Annotated in this window: 20 protein-coding genes; 16 read left to right on the top strand and 4 right to left on the bottom strand. The window is 65.4% G+C overall.

The features are described 5' to 3' along the window. Positions 1–24: 24 nt before the first annotated feature. The 3 genes from L2D00_06415 to L2D00_06405 all read right to left on the bottom strand — a co-directional run bounded on the left by L2D00_06415 (position 25) and on the right by L2D00_06405 (position 2481). Positions 25–378, bottom strand: a complete 354-nt coding sequence (locus tag L2D00_06415; GenBank protein WBQ14314.1) for a chorismate mutase — start codon at positions 376–378, stop codon at positions 25–27. A gap of 66 nt (positions 379–444) precedes the next feature. Further along, positions 445–1620, bottom strand: a complete 1176-nt coding sequence (locus tag L2D00_06410; protein WBQ14313.1) for a VWA domain-containing protein — start codon at positions 1618–1620, stop codon at positions 445–447. A gap of 15 nt (positions 1621–1635) precedes the next feature. After that, positions 1636–2481 carry a MoxR family ATPase gene (locus tag L2D00_06405; protein ID WBQ14312.1) on the bottom strand — a complete coding sequence of 282 codons (846 nt, stop codon included), beginning with the start codon at positions 2479–2481 and terminating at the stop codon, positions 1636–1638. A gap of 433 nt (positions 2482–2914) precedes the next feature. Here L2D00_06405 and L2D00_06400 point away from each other — a divergent pair, with 433 nt between their 5' ends. Further along, entirely contained in the window at positions 2915–3238 is a 324-nt protein-coding gene (locus L2D00_06400; GenBank protein ID WBQ14311.1) for a hypothetical protein, read from the top strand. A gap of 52 nt (positions 3239–3290) precedes the next feature. On the opposite strand, the gene L2D00_06395 is transcribed toward L2D00_06400, so the two are convergent. Continuing rightward, on the bottom strand, positions 3291–3659 hold the full coding sequence (locus L2D00_06395; GenBank protein WBQ14310.1) for a VOC family protein: 369 nt from the start codon (positions 3657–3659) through the stop codon (positions 3291–3293). Positions 3660–3853: 194 nt separating this feature from the next. Between L2D00_06395 and L2D00_06390 the strand changes: the two genes are divergently transcribed. From L2D00_06390 to mrdA, 15 genes are all read left to right on the top strand, one after another. Continuing rightward, positions 3854–4699: a thymidylate synthase gene (locus L2D00_06390; GenBank protein WBQ14494.1), complete on the top strand. Its 846-nt coding sequence runs from the start codon at positions 3854–3856 to the stop codon at positions 4697–4699. An 8-nt stretch (positions 4700–4707) separates the two neighbouring features. After that, positions 4708–5040, top strand: coding sequence for a hypothetical protein (locus L2D00_06385; protein ID WBQ14309.1), 333 nt, complete (start codon positions 4708–4710; stop codon positions 5038–5040). Between the two features lie 66 nt (positions 5041–5106). Further along, the gene (locus L2D00_06380) at positions 5107–5487 is read left to right on the top strand and encodes a hypothetical protein (GenBank protein WBQ14308.1); all 381 of its coding nucleotides are present in this window, start codon (positions 5107–5109) and stop codon (positions 5485–5487) included. Beyond that, positions 5484–5990: a dihydrofolate reductase gene (locus L2D00_06375; protein WBQ14307.1), complete on the top strand. Its 507-nt coding sequence runs from the start codon at positions 5484–5486 to the stop codon at positions 5988–5990. Before L2D00_06380 ends, L2D00_06375 begins: the two co-directional genes overlap by 4 nt. A 136-nt stretch (positions 5991–6126) precedes the next feature. Further along, the gene (gene hflK, locus L2D00_06370) at positions 6127–7278 is read left to right on the top strand and encodes an FtsH protease activity modulator HflK (GenBank protein WBQ14306.1); all 1152 of its coding nucleotides are present in this window, start codon (positions 6127–6129) and stop codon (positions 7276–7278) included. A gap of 3 nt (positions 7279–7281) precedes the next feature. Beyond that, complete coding sequence (locus tag L2D00_06365; protein WBQ14305.1) at positions 7282–8199, top strand: protease modulator HflC; 918 nt, start codon at positions 7282–7284, stop codon at positions 8197–8199. Next, entirely contained in the window at positions 8199–8393 is a 195-nt protein-coding gene (locus tag L2D00_06360; protein ID WBQ14304.1) for a DUF2065 family protein, read from the top strand. The genes L2D00_06365 and L2D00_06360 overlap by 1 nt, the downstream gene beginning before the upstream one ends. Before the next feature lie 77 nt (positions 8394–8470). Continuing rightward, on the top strand, positions 8471–9868 hold the full coding sequence (locus L2D00_06355) for a Do family serine endopeptidase (GenBank protein WBQ14303.1): 1398 nt from the start codon (positions 8471–8473) through the stop codon (positions 9866–9868). Next, a complete protein-coding gene (miaA, locus tag L2D00_06350; protein ID WBQ14302.1) occupies positions 9865–10812 on the top strand; it encodes a tRNA (adenosine(37)-N6)-dimethylallyltransferase MiaA in 948 nt (315 codons plus the stop codon). The genes L2D00_06355 and miaA overlap by 4 nt, the downstream gene beginning before the upstream one ends. Then, positions 10809–11798: a ketol-acid reductoisomerase gene (gene ilvC, locus L2D00_06345; protein ID WBQ14301.1), complete on the top strand. Its 990-nt coding sequence runs from the start codon at positions 10809–10811 to the stop codon at positions 11796–11798. Before miaA ends, ilvC begins: the two co-directional genes overlap by 4 nt. Positions 11799–11849: 51 nt before the next feature. Then, on the top strand, positions 11850–12620 hold the full coding sequence (locus L2D00_06340; GenBank protein ID WBQ14300.1) for a VTT domain-containing protein: 771 nt from the start codon (positions 11850–11852) through the stop codon (positions 12618–12620). Positions 12621–12683: 63 nt separating this feature from the next. Further along, a complete protein-coding gene (locus tag L2D00_06335; protein ID WBQ14299.1) occupies positions 12684–13724 on the top strand; it encodes a rod shape-determining protein in 1041 nt (346 codons plus the stop codon). A gap of 29 nt (positions 13725–13753) precedes the next feature. Beyond that, the gene (locus tag L2D00_06330; protein ID WBQ14298.1) at positions 13754–14707 is read left to right on the top strand and encodes a rod shape-determining protein MreC; all 954 of its coding nucleotides are present in this window, start codon (positions 13754–13756) and stop codon (positions 14705–14707) included. Beyond that, positions 14707–15231 carry a rod shape-determining protein MreD gene (mreD, locus tag L2D00_06325; protein ID WBQ14297.1) on the top strand — a complete coding sequence of 175 codons (525 nt, stop codon included), beginning with the start codon at positions 14707–14709 and terminating at the stop codon, positions 15229–15231. The genes L2D00_06330 and mreD overlap by 1 nt, the downstream gene beginning before the upstream one ends. Before the next feature lie 43 nt (positions 15232–15274). Beyond that, positions 15275–17152 (top strand): penicillin-binding protein 2, encoded by a 1878-nt coding sequence (gene mrdA / locus L2D00_06320; GenBank protein WBQ14296.1) that lies wholly within the window; start codon positions 15275–15277, stop codon positions 17150–17152. Positions 17153–17155: the final 3 nt, after the last annotated feature.

Genomic DNA, 17155 nt, shown 5'->3' with positions numbered 1-17155 from the left:
GCGCCTGCGAGGGGCTGGCTGTCTTTAGCCGCGCGTGCGGTCGAAGGTATCCAGCTCGTAGGCGATGGAGCGTTCGACCAGTTCGCGCCAGACCGGTTCGGCCAGCGTCACGGGCAGCCCAGCCTGGGCCGCCGCGTGGCAGACCTTTTCCACCACATCTTCGATGCGCGCCTCGTCGCGCACGGCGGCGCGGTCCGGCTTGATGCGGGCAGCGGCGGCCATGTAGCGGGTGCGCTCGGCGATCAGGGCGACCAGCGCCCGATCCAGACGGTCCACGCCATCGCGTACGCCAGCCATGTCCTCGCAGGCCTGCGGCGCAGTGCGCGCGGCGAGATCGTCGAGGTCCAGTCCAGGGGGCAGGGGCGAAAAGCGAGTCATGATGCCAAGCTTATAAGACGCCGATGCGCGCCGCCCAAGCGGGCGCGGCACCGCAGGGCGCGGGCCTCAACGCGCCAGCGCCTTCATCGCCCGGTCCACGCCGTCCAGCGTCAGAGGGAACATGCGCTGGGGCCCGATGATCTCGCGCACCAGCTGAACCGAATAGGTGTGTGCCCACCAGCTTTCCGGCGTCGGATTGAGCCAGACGGCATGGGGGTAGGTTTCCAGAATCCAGCGCAGCCAGACGCCGCCGGCCTCCTCATTCCAGTGTTCCACAGAGCCGCCGGGATGGGTGATCTCGCTGGGTGCCATGGCCGCGTCGCCGACGATCACGACCTTGTAGTCGGAGGGGTATTTGTGCAGCACGTCCCAGACAGGGATGACTTCCTGGCGGCGGCGCTGATTGGAGCGCCACACGGCCTCGTACGGGCAGTTGTGGAAGTAGAAATACTCGAGATTCTTGAACACAGAGCGAGCGGCCGAGAAGAGCCGCTCTGTCAGATCGATATACGGGTCCATGGACCCGCCCACGTCAAAAAACACCAGCACCTTGATGGCGTTGCGCCGCTCGGGGCGCATCTTCACATCCAGATGACCCTGGCGTGCCGTGGCATTGATGGTTTCCTTGAGATCAAGCTCCTCGGCGGCGCCGTCGCGGGCGAAACGGCGCAAGCGCCGCAGCGCCACTTTCAGATTGCGCGTGCCCAGCTCGCGATCTGAATCGAGATCCTTGAACCTTCGATGCTCCCATACTTTGATCGCCTGTTTGTTGCGAGACTCGCCGCCGATGCGCACCCCGGCCGGGTTCCAGCCGGAGTGGCCATAGGGGCTGCTCCCGCCGGTGCCGATCCATTTATTGCCGCCCTCATGGCGTTCCGATTGCTCTTTCAGGCGCTGTTGCAGCGTCTCCATCAGCGCGTCGAAATCCATCGCCTCGATGGCGGCCTTGTCCTCGTCGGACAGGTGGCGCATCAGCTCGGCGCGGAGCCAGTCCTCGGGCACGTCCTCGCCCTTGAACAGATCGCCCAGCGCCTCGATGCCCTCGAAGACACGGGCGAAGACCTTGTCGAACTTGTCGAAATGCCGCTCGTCCTTGACCAGCGCCGCCCGGCTGACGGCGTAGAAGCTGTCGAGATCAGCGTTGATGGCGCCCTTGTGCAGGGCTTCAAGCAGGGTGAGGTATTCCCGGGTGGAGACCGGGATTTTCGCCACGCGCAGCTCGGTGAAGAAGCGATGGAACATGGCGCAGCGTTCCGCTCACCCGCCGTCGCGGCGGGCCATGAAGGCCAGGCGCTCGAATAGCTGAACGTCCTGCTCGTTCTTCAAAAGCGCGCCGTGCATGGGCGGGATGAGCTTGCGCGGGTCGCGCTCGCGCAGGACGGCCGGGTCAATATCCTCGGCCAGGAGGAGCTTGAGCCAGTCCAGAAGCTCGGATGTCGAAGGCTTTTTCTTCAGGCCCGGCACGGTGCGCATCTCGAAGAATTTGCTCAGCGCATCTGACAGAAGCCGGCCTTTGAGATCGGGGAAGTGGACCTTGACGATCTGCTCCATCGTCTCTTCGTCAGGAAAGGCGATGAAGTGGAAGAAGCACCGGCGCAGGAACGCGTCCGGAAGCTCTTTTTCGTTGTTGGAGGTGATGATCACCACCGGCCGGCGCTCGGCACGGATGGTCTGGCCGGTCTCGTAGACATTGAACTCCATCCGGTCGAGCTCCTGCAGGAGATCGTTGGGAAATTCGATGTCGGCCTTGTCGATCTCGTCGATCAGCAGCACCGGGCGCTCGGGCGCGGTGAACGCGTCCCACAGCTTGCCTTTGCGGATGTAATTGCCGACGTCATGGACCCGGTCATCGCCCAGCTGGGAATCGCGCAGGCGCGCCACGGCGTCGTATTCGTACAGGCCCTGATGGGCCTTGGTGGTGGATTTGATGTGCCATTCGAGCAGCGGTGCGCCGAGCGAATCGGCGACCTGGCGGGCCAGTTCGGTCTTGCCCGTGCCCGGCTCGCCCTTCACCAGAAGGGGGCGCTCCAGAATGATCGCGGCATTGACGGCAGCGGCGAGCTCGTCCGTGGCGACATAGGATGACGTGCCTTCAAATCGCATGATCTGTCAAAATTCCGTTGGCTAGGGGCTCACACCTGAAAGCGCATACTGAAACGGTGTTCATCGCCATGCAACCGACAGGCGCGTCTGGCGTGCAGCTATAACGCGAAAGGTTATGTCCCTTTACGGGAAGCGGACCGGCAGGGCGGCGGCGGCGCTTCGCGCGCTTGCAAGCATGAAGACCGGCATCTGCGCCACCGCGCCCCGCTCTAAGGGCATCGCGAATATCACGGACGCAAAGGCAACGCGCTGCGGCAGCAGCTGATGACCCGGCGCCAGAGCTGCGGCGCGGCGGTGCTGCGGGCCCTGACCTGTGTGCCCGTGCGATCAGTCCATGCCCCCCCCTGAACAGGGGATTTCAGCCTGATCGTGCGGCGGTCAGTCTGATCCACAGATGCCGTGCAGGTGTCGGGCACACTGTGGAGACGAGACAATGAAAGCCATCCTGATTGTGGCTCTGGGCACCCTGATGCTGGGCGGGTGCTTGCCCGCCACAGCAGACGGCCGGCCCTGGTACGGCGAAAGCTATCATGGCACACCCGAGCACCGCGCCCTGCAAGCCCGTCACGCCGAGCAGCAGCGCGCCGCCGCCGAGCGTGACGGACCGCGCCGGGAGCGCGAGCGCCAGGTCGAGGCCCAGATCACGGCCTGCCAGGAGCAGAACCGCAATGCCCAGCACTCCGCCCGTCTCTACGGCCATCGCCAGTATCGATACCGCAATTGTGACGCCCTGCGAGATCAACTGAGAGGGCATTAGTGAAGCCATTGCCCTCTCAGTTGTTCCTGCTCCACCGCCGGCGGGGTGAGGATCAGACCATCACGAAGGCATTGAGCTTGTTGCCGTCGGGATCGCGGAAATAGGCCGCATAGAAGGTCTCGCCGCGCGGGCCCGGAGGGCCTTCGCACTTGCCGCCCATCGCTATCGCGATCTCGTAGAGCCGGCGCACCTGGTCATGGTCGCGCGCGGCCAGCGCGACCATGACGCCATTGCCAACAGTGGCCGGCTCGCCATTGAAGGGCAGGGTCAGGCCGATGCCAGCCGATCCATCCGGCTTGCCCCAGGCGATGAAGCTGTCGCTCTCCATCATGCGCGGAGTGTCGAGCTCCTTGGCCAGAGCGTCATAGAAAGGCGCTGCCTTCTGGATGTCGCGGCTGCCGAGCGTTACGTATCCAATCATAGTTGTACCCCCTTTGTTCTGGCCCAGTGACTATTGCTCACCTGTTTGAGCCTGTCGAGCGGAATCTGGATGTGGCGCTCCGGGGCGGGGCGCTTTTCCACGCTGCTGATCAGCACAGCTCTTGTCAGCGCGCGCCCTCTGGCGCCGAATCGGTCCGAGATGACGCCTCGACACGAGCGGAGTGATTTATGGCGATGGCCCACCCTCATCCCGATTTGTCCCGCGACGCTGCAGGCTCGCCGGCCGAGCGCGCCTATCTCGACCTCCTGCGTGAGATCATCGAGACCGGCCAAGACCAGAGCGACCGTACCGGCACCGGCACGCGCGCCGTGTTCGGCCGCCAGATCCGCTGTGATCTCGCCGGTGGCTTCCCGCTCCTGACCACAAAGAAGGTGCATTTCAAGTCCGTGGCCGTGGAGCTGCTCTGGTTTATCAAGGGCATGACCAATGTGCGCTGGCTGCAGGAGCGCGGGGTGTCGATCTGGAACGAGTGGGCCGACGCGGACGGGGAGCTCGGCCCGGTCTACGGCAAGCAATGGCGGCGCTGGACCGGCCCGGACGGGCGGGAGATCGATCAGCTGGCCGATCTGCTCGAGGCGATTCGCTCTACGCCCGACAGCCGCCGCCTGATCCTGTCAGCCTGGAACCCGGCGGACGTGCCCTCCATGGCCCTGCCGCCCTGCCACACCCTGTTCCAGTTCAAGGTGCTGGGCGGACGCCTGCACCTGCAGCTCTACCAGCGCAGCGCCGACATGTTCCTGGGCGTGCCGTTCAATATCGCCAGCTATGCGCTGCTGCTGTGCATGGTGGCGCGGGCTACGGGATATGAGCCGGGTGAATACATTCACACGTTTGGTGACGCCCACATCTACACAAACCACATGGACCAGGTGCGTGAGCAGCTGTCGCGCACGCCGCGCCGTGCGCCGCGCCTGATGCTGGACCCGTCAGTGACCGATTTGTTCGCCTTGGAGTACGAGCACATATCGCTGGAGGGCTATGACCCGCATCCGGCGATCAAGGCACCGGTGGCGGTGTGAGGCATTAGATGACCTCAAAGCGGCAGTTCCAGCAACTGGCAGAGATGCATGCAGAAGATGCGCACATGCTGCTAGAGGCACATCGGCACACCAATGCGGTTCATCTGGCTGGGATCGCGGTCGAGTGCAGCCTGAAGGCGCTTATTTGCGATCGTTTTCTCGATGGTGTTTTGCCTGACAGGAAAATTGTTGAGCGCGCTCATTCGCACCAGTTGGACGAATTGATTGGGCTTGCCGGCATCAAAGCTCAGCTGCAAGCAAGGCTGGTTGAGGACGTAACGTTCGAGGTTCGAGGTGCGATGGTCGGTCGTTCGGGCATGGTCCATTACAGCGCGTTATGAGACAATCTCTCGTCCGGAGGCCACAGAGTTCGTTTCGGCTGCTGTCGATAAGGAAGGAATTCAGGCATGGATCAAGACGTTCTGGTGAATGATCGCGTTGCCTCAGGCGAGGCGGCGCTGCGATCGCTTGATTCCAACGGCTATCCTGTGTGCGCCGCATTCTGGAATTATTACTCAGAGCTGGGTGGGTGGAGGCTCGTTATCGTGCCTGAAGGTTTCAGCGGCGGGGCTGTGACCGACGAACTCCTGAAGATCCGCCGGGCATTCAATCAGCAATCCACGCCGTTCGATCTGTCTGACATAAAACTGCTTCCTGCTAGCGATCCTCTGGTTCGGGCATTGTCAAAATTCATGCGGGTTGATGGCATGAGTGGCACCCGGTTCACAGGAAACTGGATAGACGGCGTCTACATTGAAGACGCCTACGTTTACCGGATGGCGCTTTGACCCCCATCGCCCTCGTCGTCGCCGTCGCCCGAAACGGCGTCATCGGCCGGGACGGCGATCTGCCGTGGCGGATTTCGTCGGATTTGAAGCGATTCAAGCAGGTCACGCTGGGCAAGCCGGTGGTGATGGGGCGCAAGACCTGGGACAGCCTGCCGCGCAAGCCCTTGCCGGGCCGGGTCAATATCGTGGTGAGCCGGACGCTGGCGGAGACGCCTGGTGCGCTGGTCCGGCCCGATCTCGATGCCGCGCTGAAGGCCGCGCAAGAGGCAGCCATGGCGCAGGGCGCATCCGAGATCTGTATCATTGGCGGCGCGCAGATTTACGCCGCGGTGCTGGACCGCGCGGCGCGCATTTACCTGACCGAAGTCGATCTGGAGCCCGAGGGCGATTCGCACTTCCCGGCGCTCGACCCGGGGGTGTGGCGCGAAGTCACGGCTGAGCGCGTGGCGGCGGGCGCGGGCGATGATGCCGCCTTTGTGGCGCGGGTGCTGGAGCGGGTTTGACCCGGGCCTCACTGCGCGGCGTGACCGGTCACATGTCCGGTTTCCCTTGAACCTGAGGCAGTGAGCGTTCAGATACTGCATCACAGTGCGCGCTCCGATGCGGCGCACGGGTTTTATGCCGGGAGACGAAAACACTATGCCCTGGAATAATAATGCAGGCGGCGGTGGTCCGTGGGGGTCGCCTGGCGGCGGCGGCAAGAACAATAACCCCTGGGGAAGCGGACCGGGTGGTCCACGCCGCGGGCCTGGTGGACAGGAACCGGATCTGGAAGATGCGGTGCGCAAACTCCAGGCATGGCTCGGCGGCCTGTTCGGCGGGCGCGGTGGCGGCGGCGGCGGGCTGGCCGGCCTGATCATCGTGGCGGCGGTCTTCATCTGGGTCGCGGTGCCGGGCAATTTCTATTATTTCGTCGGTGCTGATCAGGCCGGTGCGGTCCTGCGCTTTGGCGAGTTCAAGCGTATCGAAGATCCCGGCCTGCGTCTGAAGCTGCCCTATCCGGTGGAAACCGTGGAGCTGGAATCGGTCACGACAGTGCGCGAAATCCGCGTCGGGACAACCCCGCAGGAAAGCCTCATGCTGACGCGCGACGAGAACATCGTCGACATCACCTTCACGGTGCAGTGGCGGGTTGATCTGACGGAGCCGGATGGCGTGCGCGACTTCCTGTTCAATGTGCGTGATCCCGAGGGCACAGTGAAAGCCCTGGCCGAAAGCGCCATGCGTGAAGTGGTCGGCACCAACGACCTGCAGCCGATCATCACCCAGGCCCGCGCCGAAGTGGGCCGCCGGGCGCGTGAAATTCTCCAGACCGCGCTCAACAATTACTCGGCCGGCATCCAGGTTCTGGAAGTCCAGCTGCAAGAAGCAACCCCGCCTGCGACGGTGATTGACGCTTTCCGCGATGTGGACGCTGCGCGTCAGGACCGCACCCGGCTTGAGCTTCAGGCCCGCGCCTATGCCAACACGGTCATCCCCGAAGCGCGCGGTGAAGCCTCGCGTATCGACGAACAGGCCCGCGGTTACCGCGAGCGCGTGATCGCCGAGGCGGCCGGTCTGGCTGACCGCTTCAACTCTATCTACGCGGAATATCAGCAGGCACCCGAAGTGACACGCCGGCGGATGTATCTCGAAACCATGGAGCAGGTGCTGGGACGCTCGGACCTCATGATCCTGGAAGCCGATGGCGGCGCGGTGCCTTACCTTCCGCTCGACAGGCTTGGACAAAACCGGGGTGCGGCCCCCCAGAACAGCGCGACCCAGTCGCGCGGCCGCACGGGAGGCCAATAAGTCATGCGCACGATCATCTACCTCATTCTTGCCCTGGTCGTTGTGGGCGTCATCGTTCTGATGAATTCGCTCTACGTCGTGACCGAACGCCAGCAGGCGCTGGTGTTGCGCTTCGGTGAGCCGGTCGGCGTGGTGAACGCGATCGTCGATCCGCAAAACCCGCGCCCGAGCGAAGCCGGACTGCACTTCCGCACGCCGTTCGTGACCACTGTCACCATGTTCGACAAGCGCAATCTCGAGTTCGACACCAACCCGGCTGAAATCCTGGCGTCGGACCAGGAACGGATCGTTGTGGACGCGTTCCTGCGCTACCGGGTCGTCAACCCGCTGCGGGTATTCCAGACGGTGCGCGACGAGCGCGGTCTGCGCCAGCGCCTTCAGGCAATCATGGACGACTCGGTGCGCGGCGTGGTCGCCTCCATGCCGTCCAACGAGATCATCTCCGGCCAGCGCGCCGAGCTGATGGAACGCATCCGCGTGGCGGTCGAGACCCAGGCCCTGAACCAGGATCTCGGCATTGAAATCATTGATGCGCGCATCAAGCGCGCCGATCTGCCCCAGCAGATCGCCACCCAGGTGTTCGAACGCATGCGCGCCGAGCGTCAGCAGGAAGCGGCGCAGATCCGCGCCGAGGGTGAGCAGCGCTCACGCGAGGTGCGCGCGGACGCCGACCGGCAGGTGGAGGTCATTCTGGCCAATGCCCGCGCCGATTCCGAACGCGTCCGGGGTGAAGGCGATGGCGAGCGCAATCGCATCTTCGCTGCGGCTTATGGTCAGGACCCCGAGTTCGCCGACTTCTACCGCACGATGATCGCCTACGAGACAGCGATGCGGGCCGGCACGCCGATCATCGTGCCTGCCGACTCGGAGTTCTTCCGTTACTTCCGCAGCGAACGCGGCTCGGCCCCTTCGCCGCGTTGATGATGGAATGGCTGCTGATCGGGCTTGGCGTAGCATGCGTGCTTGAGGGCGCATGCTACGCCGCCGCTCCCGGCTCCATGAAAAAGATGGCCGCCATGGCGTCGGCCGCTGACCCTGCGCATTTGCGTCTGGCCGGTCTGGCGGCGGTCGCTGCCGGGGTGGGGATTGTCGCGCTTGTGACCCGGATCGGATAGAGCGCGCGCAGACGTCCCCTTGGCGCGGGATGCCGCAGCGCGTTAAGTCTCTGTACACTTTGCCGCCGGAGCCCGCCATGCGCCCATTTGCCATTCTCGCCGCCAGTGTCACGCTGACCCTTGCGGCCGCAGGCACTGCCTTCGGCCAGCCGTCGCAAGGCTTTGCCGACCTCAATGACCGGCTCAGCCCGGCTGTGGTCAATATTGCCACAGCCCAGCGCGTGGGCGCGGCCGATGGCCTGCCCGTGTTTCCGCCGGGCTCGCCGCTGGAGCGGTTTAACGACATGCTCGGTGAGGGGCCACGCATGGCCCGCTCGCTGGGCTCAGGCTTCATCATTGACGGTGAAGGCCTGGTGATCACCAACAACCACGTCATCGAGGAAGCCGACGCCGTCGAGGTGGTGCTGCAGGACGGGCGGGTGCTCCCCGCACAGGTGATCGGGCGCGACCCTGCAACGGATCTGGCTGTGCTGCGCGTGGATGCCGGCGAGGTGCTGCCTCACGTGGTTTTCGGTGACAGCGATGCCGCGCGCGTGGGCGACTGGGTGGTGGCCATCGGTAATCCGTTCGGCCTGGGCGGTTCGCTCACTGTGGGCGTGATCAGCGCACGCGGGCGCGATATCGGCGGCCAGTATGACGACTATCTGCAAAGCGACGTGTCCATCAATCGCGGCAATTCGGGCGGGCCGCTGTTCAATCTGGATGGCGAAGTCATCGGGGTGAATACCGCCATCTTCTCGCCTACCGGTGCCAGTGTCGGGATTTCCTTCTCGGTGCCCAGCGCCGTGGCGCGTCCCGTTATCGATCAGCTGATCGAATATGGTGAAACCCGCCGTGGCTGGCTGGGCGTGAATGTCCAGCCCGTGACGCCGGACATGGCGCGCGCCATGGGCCTGTCCTCGGCGCGTGGCGCGGTGGTGACCCGGATCGATCCTGAAGGTCCCGCCGCCTCCAGTGGTTTGCAGGCGGGCGACGTGATTCTGGCGATCGCCGGGCGCGCGGTCGCCGATGACCGGCGCCTGACGCGCATCGTGGCTGAAACCGAGCCCGGCGCCCGCGTCCGGCTGGAAGTGTTCCGCCGCGGGGAATCCCTGACCCTGGATGTCGAGATCGCCCGCCTGCGCGAGCGGGCGGCGGCGGTTCGTCCGGGGCTGCGCGATGAGAGCGAGACCGCTCCCGCCCAAACGGCAAGCACCAGCCTGTTCGGGCTGACCCTGGCACCCATGACGGACGCGCTGCGCCGGCAATACCGTGTGCATCCCGACGCGGAGGGCCTGGTCGTCACCGCGGTCGAAGCCACCAGTGACGCGGCGGGCAAGGTGCGCGTGGGTGATGTGCTCGAAGAAATCGCCTGGACGCGGGTCGAGAGCCTGGCTCAGGCGCGCGAGCTTGCTGACACCGCGCGGGCCAGCGGACCGGTGCTGGTGACGTTGAACCGGCAGGGCCAGTACCTGCTCCAGACCCTGCGCGGGTGAGCGGCCAACGTGACATAGTGCTCCTCGGCGGCCCGACCGCGTCGGGCAAGACGGCGCTGGCGATTCACGCAGCCCGCTGCCTGGACGCCGAGATCATCAATGCCGACTCCCTTCAGGTCTATGAGGGGTTGCGCGTGCTCACCGCGCGGCCCGGTGCCGACGAGATGGGCGGCGTGACCCATCACCTGTTCGGGGTGATTGACCCGGGCGAGCGGTGTTCGGTGGGGCGCTGGACGCGCCTGGCGGTCGATCTGATTGCCGATGTGCGCAGCCGCGGACGCCGTATCGTGCTGACAGGCGGGACGGGTCTTTATTTCAAGGCGTTGCTGGAAGGGTTGGCACCGGCACCGGAAATCCCTGATGCAATCCAGGCCGAAATTGACGCGCTCTACGCTCGCGGCGGGGTCGAGGCCCTGCGCGCCGAGGCAGATCAGCTGGACGCGGCGGGCGCGGCGCGGGTCGAGGCGGGCGATCGCCAGAGGCTGATGCGCCTGATTGCTGTGGCGCGCGCGTGCGGGCGTCCCTTGTCGCAGCTGCAGGCCGATACCCGGCCGCTGATTGATCCGGCCCGCGCGCTGGGCGTGGCGATTCTGCCCGACCGGGCTGCGCTCTATGCCCGCATCGAGGCGCGCTTTGATGCGATGATCGCAGGCGGGGCGCTGGATGAGGCCAGCATGATCGCTGCGCGCGCACTCGCGCCGGACCTGCCGGCCATGAAGGCGGTGGGCCTGCCGCCGCTGTTGGATTATCTGGCCGGGCGCTGCCCTCTGGAAGCGGCAATCGAAACGGCCAAGCGCGACAGCCGCCGTTACGCCAAACGGCAATTTACCTGGTTCTCAAACCAGCACCCGGACTGGGCCCGCATGACCAGCCTTGACCCGAAAGGCGCCTGCGCCGAGCTTGAGGTCATTCTGGACGCCAATTTTGAAAGTACGCCATCATGACCGACGTCCTTTACGAGGCCGATATTGATCGCGCGCCGCTGCATGGCCGCACGCTGGCAATTATCGGGTATGGCAATCATGGCCGGTCCCATGCGCTCAATCTGCGTGACACCGGCTCGCAGGCCATTCTGGTGGCACTGCGCGAGGGATCACCCAACCGGGCGCGGGCTGAAGGCGACGGGTTTGAAGTGGTGGGCCTGGATGAAGCAGCCCGGCGCGCCGACATTGTCTCCTTGCTGGCCGCCGACGAGGCTCATGGCGAGATCTGGCGCGAGCATATTGCGCCACACCGCAAGCCGGGTCAGGCACTGATCCTGTGTCACGGGTTCTCCATCGATTACGGGCTGATTGAACCGGCCCCGGACGCCGATGTGGTGCTGGCGGCCGCCAAGGGGCCGGGCGGGGCGGTAAGGTCTGCGTTCGAACGCGGCGGCGGGCTGTTGGGCTTCTGGGCTGTGCACCAGGACGCCAGCGGCGGGGCCGGAGATTTGGCCAAGGCCTATCTCGCAGGCCTCGGCTGCGGGCGTGCGGGCATCCGCGAGACCAGCTTCCGCGAAGAGGCACTGGCCGACATTCTGGGCGAGCAGGCGGTGTTGGTCGGCGGCGTCTGCGCGCTGGCCCGCGAAGGGTTTGAAACATTGATACAAGCCGGGATCAGCCCGGAAATGGCGTATATCGACACGGTTCACGAGATCAAATACATCGCCGATCTGATCCATGATCGTGGCATGGCGGGCATGTATGCGGCCATCTCTGACACAGCCGAATTCGGTGCGCACGAGGTTGAAGGCGCAATCCGCCAGGCGGTCCGTCCGGTGTTCGAGGCTATTGTGACAGACGTCACGTCCGGCGCATTTGCGCAGCGCTGGGTGGCGGACTATGAAGCCGGACGCAAAACGCTTATGGCCCGGCGCAACGCGGCAGCCGCGCATCCTGTGGAGGCGGCCGGCGACGCGATCCGGGCCGGGGCGGCGCGGCGCAGCTGACGGCGCCGGGCTTGCAAAGGACCGCATCAGGACATGCGGGGCGGGAGTGGCATGCGGTTGGATGCAGTGATCCGATTTTTCACCAACATGGACGCACGCGCGGTACGCGCGGTGGTCATATCGCTCGGCCTGTTCGCGCTGGTGGCGGCCATGTTCGTGGTCGGGCGCAGCGGTCTGGTGGATTCCGACGCCATCAATACATGGCTCGGCGCGACCGCACGCCACTGGTATTACGCGCTCCCGGCCACCGTTCTGGCCTTCACGGTGCTCGCTTATATCGGTGCCCCGCAGTTTGCGCTGATCGCCGCGTGCGTACTCGCGTTCGGGCCGTGGAGCGGGTCGGGCTATGCGTGGATCGCGACCCTGGTGTCGGCCAGCGTCACCTTCTACACCGGGCGCCTTGCCGGTGCGGACGTGGTGCGCCGTTATGGCGGGCGTACGGTCAATCGCATTTCGGAATTCGTCGGACGCAACGGCTTCTGGGCGAGCATGATCATCCGCAATGTGCCCAGCGCGCCGTTTATTGTGGTCAATATGGCCGCCGGCGTGTCCCGCATGACGTTTCTGGCGTTTTTCGCCGGGACAGCCATTGGCATCATTCCCAAAATTGCCCTCGTCGCCTTTGCCGGACGCGGCGTGATCGAACTGGTCGGCGGCGGCAGTCTGTGGCTGGCGGCATCAGCGCTTCTGGCGGCGGGGGGATGGCTGGGTGCCATGCTGATCGCCCGGCGCTGGCTGACCGGTCCGGCGGACGGCGAGGCGGCTGACAGGGAAGCGGGTGACGCGCTTGCAAAGACGCCCGGAGCATCGCACAAGGACTAGAGCCATTTTTTACCATAGGCGCACGCGTCTTTGGCGCGGGCGCCGGATCATACGGGTCATGCCATGTTCTCCAGCCTGTTCGGCCTGCTGAGCGCCGACATTGCGATCGATCTGGGGACCGCGAATACGCTGGTCTACGTCAAGGGACGCGGCGTGGTGCTGAACGAGCCCTCCGTAGTCGCCTACAAGATCGAAAAAGGGCGCAAGCACGTCCAGGCCGTCGGCGCGGAAGCCAAGCTCATGCTGGGCAAGACGCCGGGCAATGTTGAAGCCATCCGTCCCATGCGCGACGGCGTGATTGCCGACTTCGAAGTCGCGCAGGAAATGATCAAGTACTTCATCCGCAAGGTCCACAACCGGCAGGCCTTTGTCAGCCCGCAAGTGGTGATCTGCGTGCCGTCCGGTGCCACGGCGGTGGAGCGGCGCGCCATCCATGAAAGCGCCGCCAGCGCGGGCGCGCGCAAGGTCTATCTCATTGATGAGCCGATGGCCGCTGCCGTGGGCGCAGGTCTGCCCATTGATGAACCCACCGGCTCCATGATCGTCGATATTGGTGGCGGCACCACCGAAGTGGCGGTGATGTCCCTGTCGGGCATTGTCTATTCGCGTTCCGTGCGGGTCGGCGGCGACAAGATGGACGAGGCGATCATCAACTATATCCGCCGCTCGGCGAATCTGCTGATCGGCGAGACCAGCGCCGAGCGCATCAAGAAGGAAATCGGCTCGGCCATGCCGCCGCTGAAGGGCGAGGGCCTGACCCTGGACATCAAGGGCCGAGACCTGATGAACGGCGTGCCGCGCGAAATCGTCATCACCGAGGCGATGATCGCCGACGCACTTGCCGAGCCGGTCGAGCAGATCGTCGAGGCGGTGAAGCAGGCGCTGGAAGCCACGCCGCCGGAGTTGGCGGCCGACATCGTGGACAAGGGCATTGTGCTCACGGGCGGCGGTGCGCTGCTGCGCAATCTCGACACCGAGCTGCGCGACCGTACCGGACTGCCGGTCAGCCTCGCGGACGAGCCCTTGTCCTGTGTCGTGCTCGGCTGTGGCAAGGCGGTTGAGAATTTGCGCTTGTGGCGGCCAATTCTGGCTGAAGCGGTATAACGCACGAGCGCGGCAAGCGGGGATGAGTGTTGGCGCAGCGCTGGACCGGGCGACGGCAGGTAGATGACGGGGTCCGCTTTGCGCCGACCCTGACCATTGCCTGTCTTGTGATCGCCATTGTGCTGGCCTTCCTCGACCGTCCCGATGCGCGCATCCAGCCGCTCGCCAATCTGCGCGCCGGGTTCAACGATCTGGCTGCGCCGGTTCTGGAGCTGGCGGCGCGGCCCTTGCGCGGGTTCGCCAATACCGGTCCGTGGTGGCGCAGCCAGCTGGCGCTGGCCGAGGAAAACCGTCAGCTGCGGCTGCAGGTCTCGGAGCTGCGCGCCTGGCGTGATGTCGCCCTGGCCGGTCAGGAGCGCAATGCGCGCTATCGCGAAGCTCTCAATCTCCAGGCACCCGAGGCGGGCGAGCGGATCACGGCCTGGACGGTGGCGGACCGCTCCAACGCCTTCGTGCGGTCGCGCCTTGTGGGGGCCGGGGCCGAGGCCGGCGTGCGCGCGGGCTTCCCGGCTGTGAATGTGTATGGACTGGTCGGGCGCATTGTGGATGTGGGCCGGAGGTCCTCGCGCATCTTGCTTCTGACTGACCTCAACAGCCGTGTGGCGGTCATGGCGGACCGCTCCAATGCGCGTGCCCTTCTGCTGGGCGACAATACCGGCCAGCCCCGCCTGGAATATCTCAGCCGCGAGCCGGACCTGGTCGTAGGTGACCGCATCGTCACGTCCGGTGATGACAATGTGCTGCCACGCGGCCTGCCTGTGGGCCAGGCGTTCGTGGACAGTGAGGGGCGCTGGCGTGTGGCGCTGTACAGCGACGCAGCGCCCCTGGATCTGGTCTGGATCTGGCCGTTTGATGCCGTCGCCGATCCCGGGGCCGAACCTGATGCCGGGGCCGTCGGCGAGCTTCTGTCGGGCCCGGCGGTGGAGCGCGATGAGGACGGGGCGGGTGCCGCCGCGCCAGCGGTTTCCGAGGGAGAGGGCTGATGCGCGCGGTACGTGATGGCGACGCGATGTGGCCTTCGGTCGCCGGGTTCATGGTGTCGCTGCTGCTGGCGCTGGTGCTCTACACCGCGCCGTCCAGCGTGGGCGGGCTGCCGGACCTGACGCCGTCCTTGCCGCTGATTGCGCTGTTCATCTGGGCGGTGCGCCGGCCCTGGTTCGTGTCTCCGCCGGTCATTCTGCTCGTAGGGCTCCTGCAGGACCTGATCAGCGGTGGTGTCATGGGTGTCTGGGCGCTGGCCTATCTGGCGGCGTTCGCGATCGCGCGCCCGCGCAGTGATGAGGGAGCCGCTGACCTTGTCCCGCTCACCATCCGGTTTGTCGTACTGTCTCTGCTGGCCTTTGGGTTCGCCTGGGGTGCCGGATCGGCTGCTATCGGAGTGCCCGCTGGGGCTGCCCCGTTGATTACCGAGACGATTATGACCATCCTCGTCTTTCCAGTGCTGGGATGGTTGTTTGCACGGCGTAAAGAACGCGCTGCCATGTTTAATTCCGGTCGCGGCGGTTAAGCTGGCGCGAGTGTGGCCACCCTAAGCATGAGGCCCAAGCGGCATGCGACGCGACAAGCAGGAATTCCAGGCGCGGTTTAACCGGCGCGTGATGCTGCTCGGCGGTGCCGGTGCCCTCATGTTCGCGGGTCTGGCGGGCCGGCTTTACACGCTTCAGATCCTTGAGCAGGACCGTTACCGGACCCTGTCTGACAGCAACCAGTTCAGCTTCCGCCTGCAGCCGCCCGTGCGCGGCCGGATTCTGGACAGGTTCGGCGAACCGTTGGCGGAGAATCGCGACAACTATCGGCTCTTCATCGTGCCTGAACAGGCCGGTAATGCGGCCCAGGCGCTGGAACGCCTGGCGCGTCATCTGCCGATGACCGAGGTTCGCATGGAGCGCTTGCTGTTCCAGATCGCGCGTGCGCCGCGCTTCCAGCCGGTGACTGTTGCCGAGGACCTGGACTGGGAGACGTTTGCCCGCATCAATCTGCATCTGCCGGAATTGCCTGGTATTCTGCCCGACGTGGGGGAGGTGCGCACCTATCCCCACGGCCAGGTGATGTCCCATGTCACCGGCTATGTTCAGGTCGCCTCGCCCGAAGTGGCGCGCAATGACCGCCTGCTGCTCCATCCGGGCTTCAGAATCGGACGCTCCGGAGCGGAAATCGCCAATGAAAGCACGCTGCGCGGCGCTCCGGGCCAGTTGAAGGTGGAGGTCAATGCGTTCGGCCGGGTGATCCGTGAGCTGCCCGAACAGTCTGTGCCGGCGCGCGCTGGCGGGGATGTGCCGCTGAGTATCGATTTGCGCGCCCAGCGCACGGCGATGCAGGTGCTGGGTCAGGAATCAGCCGCGGCTGTGGCTCTGGACGTGACCAATGGCGAACTGCTGGTGCTCGCCTCGACGCCGGGCTTTGACGCCAACGCATTTGTGCTGGGCATCGGCCAGAGCGAGTTCAACGCGCTCAACACCAATGAATTTCGGCCCCTGTTCAACAAGGCGACCACGGGTCTGTATGCGCCGGCCTCCACGATCAAGGGCCTGATCTCCATGGCCGCGCTGGAGCATGGGCTGATCAGCCCCAGCGAGCGCATCCATTGTTCGGGCAGCGTTGTTCTGGGCGATCGCCGGTTCCATTGCTGGCGGCGCGAGGGGCACGGCCATGTTCACATGCACGATGCGATCAAGGTGTCGTGCGACACCTATTTCTATGAAGTGGCGCGCCGGCTCGGCATAGACCGCATCCGTGAAATGGCGGTGCGGTGCGGGTTGGGGCAGTTGTTCGATATCGGTCTGCCCATCCCCGATCGCGCGTCAGGCCTGGTGCCCAGCGCCGCCTGGAAGCGCGCGCGGCGCGGCCAGCCCTGGACGACGGGCGACACGTTCAATACCGGCATCGGTCAGGGCTATATGCTGACCTCCCCGTTGCAGCTTGCCGTGATGACAGCGCGCCTGGCGACGGGCAGGGCGGTGATGCCGACGCTGGCCCTGCGTCCGCAGGGCTTCGAGTTTGAAGCGCTGGGCTTTGACCCCGAACACGTCGGCGCCGTGCACCGGGCCATGCATGGCGTGGTCAATGAACCGGGCGGCGGGGCATACTGGACGCTGCAACCGGGGCTGGGCGTGCCGGACGTCCAGATGTGCGGCAAGACCGGCACCGCCCAGGTCTACTCCATCACCCCGGAGGAGCGCGCACGCGGCGTGCGCGATCAGGACGATCTGCCCTGGCGGCTGCGCAATCATGGCCTGTTTGTGGGATACGCCCCGTCGGACAATCCGCGCTACGCGGTGGCTGTGGTGGTTGAGCACGGCATGGGCGGCACGCGCTCCGCGGCACGCCCGGCGCGCGACATTCTGCGCGATCTGGTGGAGCGCGACCCTGCGGCGAGCCGTCTTGGGCCGGTTGCCGAACTGACGCGCACAAGCGCGCAGGAGGGCTGAAGC

It is taken from the genome of Hyphomonadaceae bacterium BL14, from assembly GCA_027627705.1.
Lineage (GTDB): Bacteria > Pseudomonadota > Alphaproteobacteria > Caulobacterales > Maricaulaceae > Oceanicaulis.
This window is presented reverse-complemented; position numbering and strand designations above follow the sequence as displayed.